Annotated in this window: 15 protein-coding genes; 11 read left to right on the top strand and 4 right to left on the bottom strand. The window is 44.4% G+C overall.

All coding sequences use genetic code 11. The annotated features are described in order from the left end of the window. Window position 1 precedes the first annotated feature (1 nt). The 4 genes from prpB to A391_RS0110460 form a co-directional block, all read right to left on the bottom strand. On the bottom strand, window positions 2-886 hold the full coding sequence (gene prpB, locus A391_RS0110475; RefSeq protein ID WP_019899241.1) for a methylisocitrate lyase: 885 nt from the start codon (window positions 884-886) through the stop codon (window positions 2-4). Window positions 887-1,014: 128 nt separating this feature from the next. Then, on the bottom strand, window positions 1,015-2,013 hold the full coding sequence (locus A391_RS0110470; RefSeq protein ID WP_019899240.1) for an HpcH/HpaI aldolase/citrate lyase family protein: 999 nt from the start codon (window positions 2,011-2,013) through the stop codon (window positions 1,015-1,017). Next, window positions 2,013-3,080, bottom strand: a complete 1,068-nt coding sequence (locus A391_RS0110465) for a MaoC family dehydratase (protein ID WP_036317254.1) — start codon at window positions 3,078-3,080, stop codon at window positions 2,013-2,015. Before A391_RS0110465 ends, A391_RS0110470 begins: the two co-directional genes overlap by 1 nt. Before the next feature lie 12 nt (window positions 3,081-3,092). Next, the gene (locus A391_RS0110460; RefSeq protein WP_019899238.1) at window positions 3,093-3,974 is read right to left on the bottom strand and encodes an HpcH/HpaI aldolase/citrate lyase family protein; all 882 of its coding nucleotides are present in this window, start codon (window positions 3,972-3,974) and stop codon (window positions 3,093-3,095) included. A 182-nt stretch (window positions 3,975-4,156) separates the two neighbouring features. Here A391_RS0110460 and A391_RS0110455 point away from each other — a divergent pair, with 182 nt between their 5' ends. The 11 genes from A391_RS0110455 to A391_RS0110410 are packed head-to-tail and all read left to right on the top strand — an operon-like array spanning window position 4,157 to window position 14,211. Continuing rightward, the gene (locus A391_RS0110455) at window positions 4,157-4,891 is read left to right on the top strand and encodes a GntR family transcriptional regulator (RefSeq protein WP_019899237.1); all 735 of its coding nucleotides are present in this window, start codon (window positions 4,157-4,159) and stop codon (window positions 4,889-4,891) included. Between the two features lie 39 nt (window positions 4,892-4,930). Then, window positions 4,931-6,121 (top strand): malic enzyme-like NAD(P)-binding protein, encoded by a 1,191-nt coding sequence (locus A391_RS0110450; protein WP_019899236.1) that lies wholly within the window; start codon window positions 4,931-4,933, stop codon window positions 6,119-6,121. Continuing rightward, window positions 6,122-6,511, top strand: a complete 390-nt coding sequence (gene sdhC / locus A391_RS0110445; protein ID WP_019899235.1) for a succinate dehydrogenase, cytochrome b556 subunit — start codon at window positions 6,122-6,124, stop codon at window positions 6,509-6,511. Window positions 6,512-6,522: 11 nt separating this feature from the next. Beyond that, the gene (sdhD, locus tag A391_RS0110440) at window positions 6,523-6,870 is read left to right on the top strand and encodes a succinate dehydrogenase, hydrophobic membrane anchor protein (RefSeq protein ID WP_029144125.1); all 348 of its coding nucleotides are present in this window, start codon (window positions 6,523-6,525) and stop codon (window positions 6,868-6,870) included. A gap of 7 nt (window positions 6,871-6,877) precedes the next feature. After that, a complete protein-coding gene (gene sdhA / locus A391_RS0110435) occupies window positions 6,878-8,638 on the top strand; it encodes a succinate dehydrogenase flavoprotein subunit (RefSeq protein WP_019899233.1) in 1,761 nt (586 codons plus the stop codon). Beyond that, on the top strand, window positions 8,638-8,823 hold the full coding sequence (locus A391_RS14455; RefSeq protein WP_157261353.1) for a hypothetical protein: 186 nt from the start codon (window positions 8,638-8,640) through the stop codon (window positions 8,821-8,823). The genes sdhA and A391_RS14455 overlap by 1 nt, the downstream gene beginning before the upstream one ends. 19 nt (window positions 8,824-8,842) lie before the next feature. Further along, the gene (locus A391_RS0110430) at window positions 8,843-9,580 is read left to right on the top strand and encodes a succinate dehydrogenase iron-sulfur subunit (RefSeq protein ID WP_019899229.1); all 738 of its coding nucleotides are present in this window, start codon (window positions 8,843-8,845) and stop codon (window positions 9,578-9,580) included. A 6-nt stretch (window positions 9,581-9,586) separates the two neighbouring features. Further along, window positions 9,587-9,892 carry a succinate dehydrogenase assembly factor 2 gene (locus A391_RS0110425; RefSeq protein ID WP_232416176.1) on the top strand — a complete coding sequence of 102 codons (306 nt, stop codon included), beginning with the start codon at window positions 9,587-9,589 and terminating at the stop codon, window positions 9,890-9,892. A 1-nt stretch (window position 9,893) separates the two neighbouring features. After that, window positions 9,894-11,024: an HpcH/HpaI aldolase/citrate lyase family protein gene (locus tag A391_RS0110420; protein ID WP_019899227.1), complete on the top strand. Its 1,131-nt coding sequence runs from the start codon at window positions 9,894-9,896 to the stop codon at window positions 11,022-11,024. Further along, window positions 11,024-12,661, top strand: coding sequence for an acyl-CoA synthetase (locus A391_RS0110415; protein ID WP_019899226.1), 1,638 nt, complete (start codon window positions 11,024-11,026; stop codon window positions 12,659-12,661). The genes A391_RS0110420 and A391_RS0110415 overlap by 1 nt, the downstream gene beginning before the upstream one ends. An 8-nt stretch (window positions 12,662-12,669) precedes the next feature. Next, entirely contained in the window at window positions 12,670-14,211 is a 1,542-nt protein-coding gene (locus tag A391_RS0110410) for a fumarate hydratase (protein ID WP_019899225.1), read from the top strand. The last annotated feature ends 62 nt before the right edge of the window (window positions 14,212-14,273 follow it).

Raw genomic sequence — 14,273 nt, 5'->3', positions numbered from 1 at the left:
GCTACTTTTCTCCCTTAAATAGTTCGTCAAGCTTTTGCTCATAAGCGTGATAATTGAGGTGTTCGTAGAGTTCTGCACGTGTTTGCATCGTGTTTACCACATTTGCTTGTGTGCCATCTTTGCGTACGGCTTGGTATACGTTAAGTGCGGCCTGATTCATTGCTCTAAATGCTGAAAGTGGATATAGCACCATGCTCACATTGGCGCTGCGTAGCTCATCTACGGTGAATAATGGCGTGGAGCCAAACTCAGTAATGTTGGCAAGTACTGGTACTTTGACTGCATCTGCAAATTGTTGATACATACTTAACTCAGTAATAGCTTCTGGAAAGATCATGTCCGCACCAGCTTCAACACATGCACATGCACGGTCGATTGCTGATTGCAAGCCTTCGACAGCCAGTGCGTCGGTTCGCGCCATAATGACAAAGTCAGGGTCAGTTTTTGCATCAACAGCCGCTTTAATGCGGTCTACCATTTCAGCTTGGCTGACAATCGCCTTGTTGGGGCGATGTCCACAGCGTTTAGCTTGCACTTGGTCTTCAATATGCACTGCGCCCGCGCCTGCTTTAATAATACTTTTGATGCTGCGTGCGATATTAAATGCACCACCAAAACCCGTGTCAATGTCCACCAGTAAAGGTGTTTCGGTGACGTCTGTGATTCTGCGTACGTCAATCAGTACATCTTCAAGGGTTGATATGCCCAGATCTGGAATGCCTAATGAGCCTGCAGCAACTCCGCCGCCAGATAAGTACAAGGCTTTGTAGCCTGTTTGTGTAGCGAGTAGTGCATGATAAGCGTTGATTGCACCTATGATTTGTAAAGGTGTTTCGGCGCTTAATGCGGCTCTGAAACGTGCACCTGCTGTCGTTTGTTTGCTCATGTTGCTGACTTCCTTTAGTTCATTTAATCACGCAAGATTGCTTTTTCAGCGTGCGTTGCATTCAAATCCATCCTGCCGGCAGCAGAAGTGCCTGCCGATCAGTGTTAGGTAGCAAGATGGTTAGTTGTTTAGAAAAATGCTGCTGTTGCTTCTGCAGAAATTTCTACCCTGGTGAGTCTGGCCTTTTGTAGTACTTCCCAAAAGTATCTGTAGGTAGCGCGGTCGTGTAACTCACCGTTGTATTGAATCGGTCCCCAATCTGCTTTTTGTGCAGCAAGCAAGATGTTGGCAGCGTCAATCACTTCATCAAAGTTAGGTTTCATTGCATCCACAATAGCTTGGATTTGCGTGGGATAGATGCTCCACATCCGCATAAAGCCAAACTCATTGCGTGCACGGCTAGCATCATTTAATGTGGTCTCTACATTTTTTAAATCGAGCGTCACGTTATGTGCTGGCACTACACCATTGGCAAGGGCCGCAGCGACTACTTCCGTTTTGGCACGAGATAATAGCTTGTGCTCAAATTGACCAGGACTACGCATCGCGCTTGCAGGGATTGCGCCGTGATGCGCACTGACAAAGTCCATCAGTCCAAAATCCAATACTTGTAACCATGGTAGTGCGGCAATTTCATGTACTTGTTTGAGTGCACCGTGGGTTTCAATGAGTATATGGATTGGTATTACACGATCAATGTTATTTTCTTTAGCCACTTTCTGAACATATTGAATCATCTCGCTGGCTTGGCTGATATCCGTACATTTAGGAATCGTGATATAGCTCAGTACCTTGCCGGCACCGGCAACTAAGATGTCGATGTCTAGCTTCCATCCCGGATGGGTGTAATCGTGAATACGTGCCCCAGCCATCTTATGTTTATTCACATCTGAATTTAATACGCGGACAATCATTTCTGCATGTTCACGCTCTTGTCCAGCAGCTGCGCCATCTTCGCAGTCGCAAGTGATATCAAAAACAGCGCCAATGCTATCTTGTAGTGATAGTGCTTTTAAGATGAGTTTTTCACTGCCGGCAAAGTGCTCGCAGGCAGGGATGAGTGGGAATGGTTTTTCGCCGCCAAACAGCGCTTCATTCGGGTGTTTTTGGGTTAAAGTCACAGCCATTATTGATTTCCTTTGCGTGGCATAAGTACCGTGTAATCAAGATCAAGTACTACATTAGGGTGGTAACTATTAAATTGTTTGGTTTCTGCTAAATCGGCTGAGCTCATGTTTTTGATGCCAACCATGCGCAACCTGAGTGCGCCAATGTCGCTTCTATTGGGCAGTTCCCAGCAGTCTAATACTTCGGTAAACGTATAGATGGTGTCGCCAGTAAAGCACGGGTTGGCATGGGTGCCAGCGTTAATGGCAACAATACTGATGGCATTTTCTAGTCCTTCATAACTCAGGGCCCTACATGCGGAAATGACAATACCGCCGTACACTAAACGTTTGCCGAATGAGGAGGATTGCATTAAATGTGCATCAAAGTGCAAACGGGCGTTATTTTGATAAAGACGCGTAGCTAATGAATGGTCACTTTGGTTGATGGTCATGCCTGCTGCGTGATTAATACGTTCGCCTGCTTGGTAGTCATCCCAATAGAATTGGCCACCTGTTGCTTGTTGGTCAAAGTTGCTAGCAGTTAAGTATGCTGGGATGTTTAATTGATTTGCTGCAACAAATGTTGGTAATTCAGGGATTGTGGTCTCGGGCGCTGGCGCATTGGCGTCGTTTTTATGTACCATTACCCAGCGGACCCAGCTTAAAACTGGTTGATGATGCTGATTCACTGAGGTTGACCGTACATAGACCACTCCATTTTTGCCATTGGAGTTTTGTTTAAGCCCTATTACTTGGCTCGACGTGCTTAATGTATCCCCTACTGATACAGGTTGTAAGAAACGTACATCCGCGTACCCTAAATTTGCCACTGCGTTCACTGAAATATCAGGGACTGTTTTTCCAAAAGCGATATGAAACGTAAGTAAGTCATCTATCGGCGCAGATTGGTAGCCCACGCTTTGCGCAAATGGCTCGCTACAATGTAATGGGTTGCGACTGCCGGTTAATGCGATGTAAAGCGCAACATCGCCTTCAGTAATGGTACGTGGGGTGGCGTGTTGAATCACTTCATTTAAAGTGAAATGTTCAAAAAAGCGTCCTGATGAGGTTTTGTTTGCGTGCATGATGGTCGCCATTTATATGTATTCTTCTTCAAGCTCAACAATTGCTTCATGTAGTTTAATTAAGCGTTGTGCCGCTTTTATGTGGTGATGCTCTACTAATTTATCGTTCACAACCACTGTGCCGCGGCCTGCTTCATTCGCCTCTTTCAGCGCGGTAATAATGAGTCTTGCGTTAGCTACTTCGGTCGCTTTTGGTGTGTATGCATCATTGCAGTAAGCAATTTGGGCAGGGTGAACGAGAGACTTTCCATCTAGACCCATGTCGCGACCCAGTCTGCATGCATATTCAAAAGAATGCATGTTTTTAAAGTCGCTAGTGATGCCATCTATCACGCTTCTGCCATAAGCGCGCGCCGCTAAAATCACCAATGATAGTGAAGTGAGAATGGCAGAGCGCTCATGTGTCACATGAGCATGTAGTTGAGAGATTAAATCTGAGGTTGCCATTACAATGCAGCTGATTCTGTCTGATGCAGCTGCAATTTCTTTAGCATTCAACACAGCAAGTGGGCTTTCAATCATTACCATAATAGGCATATGGCTGCCACCAGCTTCATCTAAATATGATTGTGCTTTGAGTACGTCTTCACGAGACTCTATGTTTGGAAACAAAATCGCATTGGCGCCAATGTTGGCGACAGCGCGAATGTCATCATGTCCCCAAGCTGAGTCCAGATTGTTTACACGCACGACCACTTCTCTTGAGCCATAGCCACCTTGTTGGATAGCTTCTACTACATTGGCTCTTGATTGCTCTTTTGCATCGACAAGAATCGGGTCACCCAGATCCAAAATGACAGAGTCGGCAGCTAGTGTGCGTGCGCGATCAAGATAATGCTTGTTGCAACCTGGTACGTAAAGCATAGAGCGCCGTGGTCTGATGTGATATTCCATAATCAATATGACTTTCTAAAGATGTGGATTTGATTATATAGATGAAATTAAATAAGTGTCAACATTTATCTTATGTCTTATATAAGATATAAAACACTAGACTATTTTTATTTTGCATGATATAAATTCAATCATGGAAATTAAGCAAGTTGATAACAACCAAATGCATAGGTTTAAAAATTATGGATAAGCAATTGAGTTCACCTAGTTACAGACCTTTATATGATCAGATTAAAGTGTTAATTACACAGAGTTTGATTGGTGGTGAATGGGGTCCTGGTGATGTGATCCCTAGTGAAATTGAATTGGCTGCTCGCTACAAAGTGAGTCAAGGGACTGTGCGCAAGGCTATTGATAGCCTCTCTGCCGAAAATATTTTGATTCGCCGGCAAGGAAAAGGTACTTTTGTCGCAACCCATAGTGAAGAGGTGACTAAGCTTAGATTTTTAAGGTTAACTGCGGTTGATGGAAAAAAGGAGCTGTTACATAACGAGCTAATTTCCTGCGTTAAGTCGAAAGCAGATAACTATATTGCTAAGATTTTGGAGATTAAAGCGGGCGCAGCAACGATAGAGGTGAAGCGCTTATTAACTTTTTCTGGCCGTCCAATCATTTACGACCATCTAATTGTGCCAGCTGCCACTTTTAAAGGTTTAAACGGTAATAAGGTCGAAGATTGCAATGGCTCAATGTATAGCATGTACGAATCACAATTTGGCATACGTATGATTCGTGCTGAGGAGCGCTTGAAAGCAGTTGGTGCTGACCAAGAAGTAGCAAAAGCGCTTGGACTGAAAGAAGGATTTCCGCTGTTAAGTATTGAGCGCGTTTCGTTTACCTATGGGGATAAGCCGATGGAGTGGCGATTAGGTTTGTGTTTAACCGATGATCATCATTATATGAGTGAGTTGGAGTAGTTTAAAAGCATCAGCCAGAAAACTTTAAAGAGATAAATAATGGACGATCTAAAAAAACGAGCACTTGATTACCATCAGTTTCCAATACCAGGAAAGCTGAGTGTGGAGTCATCAAAGCCTTGCACAACACAGGATGATTTGTCGCTTGCCTATACGCCAGGTGTTGCGGAACCTGTCAGGGAGATTCATGCTGATGCAAGTAATGCCTATAAATACACCAATAAAGGAAACCTAGTGGCAGTGATTACCGATGGTACGGCTGTATTGGGCTTAGGTAATATGGGGCCTCTAGCGAGTAAGCCTGTGATGGAAGGTAAAGCTGTATTGTTTAAACGCTTTGCCGGGATTGATGTATTTGATATAGAAATTAATGCAAAGACACCTGATGAGTTTATTCAGACGGTAGTAAATATTTCTCCAACATTTGGCGGCATAAATTTAGAAGACATTGCCGCACCACATTGTTTTTATATAGAGAATGAGCTTAAAAAACGTCTGGATATTCCGGTGTTTCATGATGATCAGCACGGTACGGCAGTGATTGTTGCTGCAGCCATGTTGAATGCGCTTGAACTGCAAGGTAAAACATTGGCAACTGCCAAGATCGTGTTTTTGGGAGCGGGTGCGGCAGGGTGTTCTTGTGCCAAACTACTCAAAAGTATGGGGGCAAATCACATCACGATGGTAGATAGAACAGGTGTGCTGGATACTGACAGGCCTGACCTACATGATAATAATCGTGAGCTAGCTATTGTGCCAAGCGCTATAAAAACATTAGCAGATGCAATGCTAAATGCAGATGTGTTTATTGGCGTCTCTGCCAAAAATGCACTCGATGCTAGCTTGATAAAAGGCATGGCAAAAAATCCAATTATTTTTGCGCTGGCTAACCCTGATCCTGAAGTGCTACCGAGTGTAGCGCATGCGATTCGTGATGATATTTTAATGGCTACTGGGCGCAGTGACTTTCCAAATCAGGTCAATAACGCACTGTGCTTTCCTTATTTATTTAGAGGTGCATTAGACGCTAAAGCGAAACAAATCACAGAAGCAATGAAGATTGCCGCGGCACATGCCCTTAGTGAACTTGCTCGCGAACCAGTGCCAGCTGAAGTGTTGGCTGCTTACAATCTCCAATCGCTTGAGTTTGGAAAAACATACATTATTCCTAAACCATTTGACCCGCGCCTGTTGGCACGTGTTTCAAAAGCAGTGGCTGGAGCAGCTTAAATGCCGAAGCAAGTTCCTGTGCGCAATAGACCAAAGAATCTTAATCTTTTTACGATTCGTTTACCTATTAACGCGGTAGTGTCGATTCTGCATCGTATGAGTGGCATGTTGTTGTTTATATTGATTCCTGTGCTGATTTGGTCAATGCAGGCTTCATTAAGCAGTGAGGCGAGTTTTGCCGAGCTGGGTGAGATGTTTCAACACTGGACGTTAAAGTTGATTTTAATTGGTTTTTCCTGGCCGTTCTTTCATCACCTATATGCAGGTTTAAGACATTTGGGACAGGATGTGCATTGGATGACTACACTAAATAAAGCACGGTTTTCTAGTCGAATAGTGTTGGTGTTAGGTGTCTGTTCGATGTTTATTTTTGCTTATTATATTTGGTAAAAGCCACGCTTATGTTGATAGAGTTACTGACAAAAAAATATCCAGGCATGCGTTTATGGCTAACGCAGCGTATTTCAGCAGTCGTGATGGTGGTTTATTTGTTTCTGATGTTGCTAGTACTAGTGATTAGGCAGCCTGCTAATTATGAAGAATGGTTAGGTTTGATGTCACCTTGGTGGTGGCGCGTATTAACACTGGTGTTTTTTGTTAGCCTGTTTGTACATGCATGGCTTGGTGTACGCGATGTATTTAAAGATTATGTCTTTAACTTAAGGTTGCGTGCGTTTTTGCAGATTGTCGTTGATATGTTGTTGATTGGTTACCTCTGTTGGGTAAGCATTATTTTATGGAAGCTTTAAGTCTCATATGAATATAAAAAATCATCAGTTTGATGCAGTGATTGTCGGTGGTGGTGGTGCAGGGCTTCGTGCTTCACTACAGTTGGCGGAAGCGGGCGTCAAAGTCGCCGTGCTGTCTAAAGTGTTTCCTACCCGATCACATACGGTGGCTGCGCAAGGCGGTGTGGCCGCAGCTTTAGGCAATGTGTCTGGCGATAACTGGCTTTGGCATATGTACGACACAATTAAAGGTTCTGATTATTTAGGTGATCAGGATGCCATTGAGTTTATGTGCAAAAATGCCGCTAAAGCCATTATCGAGCTTGAGCATTTTGGCATGCCGTTTGATCGCTTAGAAAATGGCAAAATATTTCAGCGCCCATTTGGTGGGATGACGCAGAATTTTGGTGAGAAACCTATTTCACGTACCTGTGCGGTGGCTGATAGAACAGGCCATGCCATGTTGCATACTTTGTATCAACGCAACATTCGTGCAAATACTCAATTTTTTGTTGAATGGTTTGCACTGGACTTAATTCGTGACGCTGATGGCGACGTGCTCGGCGTGATTGCTTTGGAAATTGAAACTGGTGACATTCATGTGCTGCAAGCTAAAACCACACTGCTAGCGACAGGTGGCGCAGGACGCATATTCCAAGCGAGCACTAACGCTTTTATTAACACCGGTGATGGTCTCGGTATGGCAATACGTGCTGGTTTGCCGTTACAAGACATGGAGTTCTGGCAGTTTCACCCCACAGGTGTTCTACACGCAGGCGTGCTGATTACCGAAGGGGTGCGCGGTGAAGGGGGGTATTTAGTTAACTCTGAAGGCGAGCACTTTATGGAGCGTTATGCTCCTCATGCGAAAGACTTAGCGAGCCGAGATGTGATTTCTCGCGCCATTGCCACAGAAATTAAAGCTGGCCGCGGTGTTGGTAAAAATAAAGATGCGGTGTATTTAAAACTCGACCATTTAGGCGAAGAGCTAATTAGTAAGCGTTTGCCAGGTATCCGTGAAATTGCTAAAACCTTTGCGAATGTTGACCCCGTCGTTGACCCCATTCCGATTGTGCCGACAGCGCATTACATGATGGGTGGTGTACCAACCAATTTAGATGGGCAAGTAGTAGAGCCTAGCAATGGCAGTGAAAAAGTGGTGAATGGCCTATATGCGGTGGGCGAGTGTGCTTGCGTTTCAGTGCATGGTGCGAATCGCTTAGGCTCAAACTCACTGTTAGATTTAGTGGTGTTTGGTAAAGTGGCTGGTGACAAAATGGCGAAAGAGATTGCATTAAATCACGCACATAAGCCATTGCCAGTAGATGCCGCAGGGAAAACATTGGCACGAATTTCTCGTCTAAATAATCAGAAAAATGGCGAAAATGTGGCTGAAGTTGGTGCTGCGATGCGTAAAACCATGCAAACCAATTGCGGTGTGTTTAGGTTTCCAGATTTGTTGCAAGATGGTGTGACAAGCATCAATGAAATTGCAGAACGTGTGCAACGTATTGAAATAAAAGACAAAAGCCAAGTGTTTAATACGGCGCGAGTAGAGGCATTAGAGTTGGATAACTTGATTGAGGTGGCTGTCGCCACGATGCACGCAGCCAACAATCGACAAGAAAGCCGAGGAGCACATGCGCGAGAAGACTTTTCTGAGCGAGATGATGAAAATTGGTTAACGCATTCACTCTACTATAAAAAAGACCATCAGTTGCTTTATAAGCCTGTGCGTTTGCAACCATTAACGGTGGAACCATTTGTACCTAAAGCGAGGGTTTATTAATGGACACTTCTAAAAACCTTATTTCTTGGGCGAATTGCTGCGTTGCACGTCACTCGCAACCTCGCCGTACCCATTGTACTGTCTCAGTTACTAAGTTCCGTGCGCCTTTGGCGTTAAGCCGAGCTGCTTTAGCAGCCGTCTTGACGGACACACCCCTTGCGGGTGCACTTCATCCCAATATCTAACGTTTTTCGAGGTGTCCAAGTGAAATTCTCTATTTATAGATACAACCCAGATGAAGATAAAAAGCCGTACATGCAAGATTATGAAATTGAATTGCAAGACGGCGACCAAATGCTGTTGGATGCGCTGATCCGTATCAAGCAATACGACGACACTTTGTCACTGCGTAAATCTTGCCGTGAGGGAGTTTGCGGTAGTGACGCCATGAATATTAACGGTAAAAATGGTCTGGCCTGTACCACCAAACTATCCGAACTTGAGCAACCTGTGGTGCTACGCCCAATGCCAGGTTTGCCTGTGATACGTGACCTAGTTGTTGATATGACGCAGTTCTTTGAGCATTACAACTCAGTGAAGCCTTATCTAATTAACGATGATCCGTTGCCAGAAACTGAGCGTTTGCAAAGCCCAGAAGACCGTGCAAAGTTAGATGGTTTATATGAGTGCATTATGTGCGGTGCATGTACTACCGCTTGCCCGAGCTTTTGGTGGAATCCTGATAAGTTCGTAGGGCCATCTGGTTTGATGCAGGCTTACCGTTTTATTGTCGATTCTCGTGATCAGGCAGAAGCCGAGCGTCTCGAAAATCTAGAAGATCCGTACCGTTTGTATCGTTGCCACAATATTATGAACTGTGTAGACGTCTGCCCGAAAAAGTTGAACCCGAATGCAGCGATTGCCAGCATTAAAGATTTAAAAATAGAACGCGCAAAAGAAGCAAAGGCAACAAAGAAAACTGTATCAATTAAAGCGATTTGAGGTGCCATGATGATGAATGCAGAAATCTTAAAAGATGCAGAACAAAGACGCTTTGCGTGGCGCTGTAGAAGAGGCTTGCTGGAGCTTGATATCGTGCTGCAAAACTTTGTGCTCTATCAATACGATGCACTGACCTTAGATGAGTTGCAAGTGTTCGACGCTTTGCTCGCATTACCAGATAATGAGTTCTGGGCGTTGATTAACAATACAAGTGAGATTGCTAAGGCAACTGGTGCTAAAGAAAAAGCAAGAAATGCAATGATTTACAAAATAAAGACTGCCAGATTAAATAAACTAGAGGAGGCTGAATAAGATGATGATGCATATAGGTGAAGAGCCAATCACTTTCGACGCCAAAGCGCTAGGCGATTATTGGCCTGGCATACAGCTATATTATCCGCCAGTTAAATATGCGCCTAGTTTGGGTATTTATGAGGATATGGAGCAAGCGTCTGCGCGTATGAAAAAACACGCGCACTTTACGCATGCACATACGCTTATTTTTGACTTGGAAGACGGTTGCCGCCAAAAAGCAATGAGCCGTGATTTGTTGCGGCAAGAGTTACCTCTGCTACGCAAAATGAACGAGCGTGTCACTGTTGCTATTCGAGCTAATTCATTTAGAACAGATGAGTACGAGCTAGATATGCAGTTGGTGCGCGACATGGGTGATTACATCGATGTGGTGATGTTAGCCAAAGCAGGTGAAGCTTATGGTGCAGCAGAGGTGCGTGATTTATCAAGCTTCTTGCTCAGTGTGAATCCTAAAATTACGATTCAACCGATTATTGAGCATCCAAAATCATTAAAGATAGCCCCTGATTTAATGCAGTACACCACGGTTAAGCATGTGGTATTCGGGATTCATGACTTTTCCAAAGCGATGGGCATTCAAATCACACCAGAAAACTGGATTGATGAGTTGCAGTTTTACATGAATACATTGATGTTTGAAGCACGGATTGCCGGTAAGGGCGTGATTGGCGGGGTGGAAACACTTATAGGCGCTAGTGCAATGCCAGAAAAATACCTAGAGCCGCATGATGTACGTCGCTGGCTGGACTTGCATGGCGATAACGAGTCGCGTGTTGTGTACAAGCATGCTTGCAAAGAGTCGGCAATGGGTTTAACTGGTAAGCAAGTGATTCACCCTGGACATATCCACCTTTGTAAAACAGCTTACACACCCTCTCCAACTGAGGTTGCACAAAAGGTAAGTATTTTAAAAGCGGCGATTGAAGCGGATGCGTTGCTTGGTGGTGCCATTAAATTTGATGGCGAAATGTTAGATCCACCAATGTTTGGTAAAGCTTTGCAAACATTACTAAGAGCACATGCATTACGTGCGCTTAAATCCAGTGATATGGAATTTGCTTTGCATGTTTTACAACTGCTACCTGCACAGGTTGTGCGAGAAAACTGGCCATATGGAGTGCTCTTATAATGTTGACTGACTTTCCAAAGTGGGATTGGCAAATTCCAGAATATTTTAATATTGGTGTCGCTTGTTCTGATAAGCATTTAGGCACTGCACAAGCCAATGAAATTGCCATGATTGTAGAAGATGATGCGTTAGGTACCTCTACGATTACTTTTGCAGAATTAGCACTTAAAACTAATCTTTTTGCGCAAGTATTGCGTGATTTAGGCGTTAAAGTCGGCGATCGTGTATTAATTCGTCTACCTAATAGCTTGGATTATCCAATTGCTTTTTTAGGTGCCATGAAAATGGGTGCCATTTCAGTGCCAACCTCCACCTTACTCACGGCTGAAGAAGTGGCTTATTTAGCCAAAGATTCAGGGGCTGCAGTGCTGGTGACGGATGCTACCGCATGGAGTGCGATGCAGTCTCAGCTAGAAGGCGCTTTGGGCAATACGCCAAACCTAAAACATGTGCTATTAACACAGCTAACACAGGCAATTGCGCCTAGTAAACTGGCGGTGCATGACCTTGAGTTGACGATGGCAAGCGTGGGAGCAGTCGAAGAGATGCCCATCACTAAAGCTGAAGACCCAGCTTATCTAGTTTACACCTCAGGGACTACAGGTTATCCAAAAGGCGTGCTGCACGCACACCGCGCTTTATTAGGACGTCAGCCTGCAGCAGAGTATTGGTTTAATTACAGTGAGCAAGTGCAAGATAGAATCATGCACTCTGGCAAGTTTAACTGGACTTACGTGCTAGGTACTGGTTTGATGGATCCTTTGTACTTAGGTAAAACTGTGATTGTGCATGAGGGTAAAAATGATGCGCAAAAATGGCTAGATCTCATACAAAAACATCAGGCGACTATTTTTATTGGCGTGCCTACCATCTATCGCCAGATATTACAGAAAACCACCACGGCAAAAGAACAGCTGCCAAGCATGCGCCACTACATGAGTGCGGGTGAGCATTTGTCAGATGAGGTTTTAAACCAATGGCGTGAACGTTTTGGTTTGGATATCTATGAGGCAGTGGGGATGAGTGAGTTTTCATACTACTTGTCACAAAGCAAGTTTCGCCCTATCCGTGCAGGGTCAGCAGGGTTTCCACAACCTGGGCACGATATTCAATTGTTAAATCCAGACACACGTGAACCCGTTGCAACAGGTGAAGAGGGCATGATTTGCGTCACAGATACTGATCCAGGCTTGTTTTTGCGCTATTGGAATTTAGACGATGAAACGAAAAAATATAAGCATGATGGCTACTTTTTTACCGGAGATTATGCAAAATACGATGCTGATGGTTATATTTGGTTTTTAGGACGTAAAGACGACATCATTAAAAGTTTTGGGTATCGTGTATCGCCATATGAAATTGAGCGTGTGTACAAAGGACATCCTGATGTGGCAGATTGCGCGGCGATTGGCGAGGAAATTGAAAAAGATAAACTACTCGTGGTGATTTATGTGATTTTGAAACCAGAAGTAAGCGTCACCCCAGATGACTTATTACAGTTTGGTAAACAGCATCTTGCGGCTTATAAATCGCCTAAAACGGTTTATCTGGCAAAAGATTTCCCGCGTACTAAGAATGGTAAAATCTTACGTAAAGATATTAACTCAACCATTGCGATAGCAAAATCAACACGATAAATCATACGATGACTAAGATTAAACAAGAAGATTTTATTGCGAGCATTGCAGATGCCTTGCAATATATTTCTTACTATCACCCAGCCGATTTTATCCAAGCATTAGCAGCTGCTTATGCGCAGGAAGAATCACCAGCGGCAAAAGATGCAATTGCACAGATACTGACCAACTCACGCATGTGTGCAGAAGGTAAGCGCCCATTGTGTCAAGATACTGGCATAGTAGTGGCGTTTGTAAAAGTCGGCATGAATGTACATTTTGATGCTGAGCTTTCATTGGAGCAGATGGTGAATGAAGGTGTGCGTCGCGCTTATTTGTTACCGGAAAATAAGCTGCGCGCTTCGATTGTGAGTGACCCAGCTGGTAAGCGTGCAAATACCAAAGACAATACGCCTGCTGTGGTGCATGTAGAACTGGTAGCGGGTGATAAGGTTGAAGTCAGCATTGCAGCCAAAGGCGGCGGTAGTGAAAATAAAGCAAAGCTTGCCATGCTTAACCCTAACGACAGCATTGTCGATTGGATATTAGAGGTAGTGCCAACCATGGGCGCTGGCTGGTGTCCCCCTGGTATGCTAGGTATTGGCATCGGCGGTACCGCTGAGAAAGCCATGCTGTTAGCTAAAGAGTCACTGATGGCGCCAATTGATATGCATGAACTGAAAGCAAAAGGTGCACAAAATAAGATTGATGCATTGAGGTTGGAGATATTTGAGAAAGTCAATAATCTAGGTGTAGGCGCGCAGGGCTTAGGCGGCCTAACTACCGTGCTGGATGTGAAAATATTAGACTATCCTACCCATGCTGCGAGTCTGCCTGTGGCGATTATTCCTAATTGCGCGGCCACTAGACATGTGCATTTTGAGTTGGATGGCAGTGGTCCAGCCGCACTAGAAGCGCCGAATTTGGCAGATTGGCCTGATGTGAATTGGGCACCTAGCGATCAGTCTTTACGGGTAAATCTCGATACCATTACTCAGCAAGAGATAAATGCTTGGCAACCAGGGCAGACGTTGTTGCTCAATGGCAAACTGCTAACAGGCCGAGATGCAGCACATAAGCGTATGGTGAACATGTTGCAAAAAGGCGAAAAGCTACCAATAGATTTTACTAACCGTTTTATTTATTACGTAGGCCCGGTAGATGCAGTCGGTGCTGAAGCGGTCGGTCCAGCAGGCCCTACCACAGCTACACGTATGGATGATTTTACAGAAATCATGTTGGGCCAAACAGGCTTGTTAGGCATGGTTGGCAAAGCTGAGCGAGGTGAAGAGACGATAGCAACCATTGCTAAATATCAATCCGTTTATTTAACCGCGGTGGGTGGAGCGGCTTACTTGGTAAGTAAAGCCATTAAAAAAGCTGAAGTCCTAGCCTTTGCTGATTTAGGCATGGAAGCGATTTACGAATTTACTGTGCAGGATATGCCAGTCACAGTAGCCGTTGATAGTCGCGGTAGTTCAGTGCACACTACTGGCCCTGCGGAATGGAAGCATAAAATAGCGCAGCGTAAAGCGTCAGATGAGGTGATAGTGATTCATCCATTGAGTTAATAAGTGATAGACTGAATACATTATGTTTGATGAGTGATGCTTTAATGAATTATTGCTTGGAT

Origin of the sequence: Methylotenera mobilis 13, assembly GCF_000384255.1 — a bacterium.
Taxonomy (GTDB): domain Bacteria; phylum Pseudomonadota; class Gammaproteobacteria; order Burkholderiales; family Methylophilaceae; genus Methylotenera; species Methylotenera mobilis_B.
Note: the sequence above shows the minus strand (reverse complement) of the source record. Positions and strands in the feature narration are given on the sequence as shown.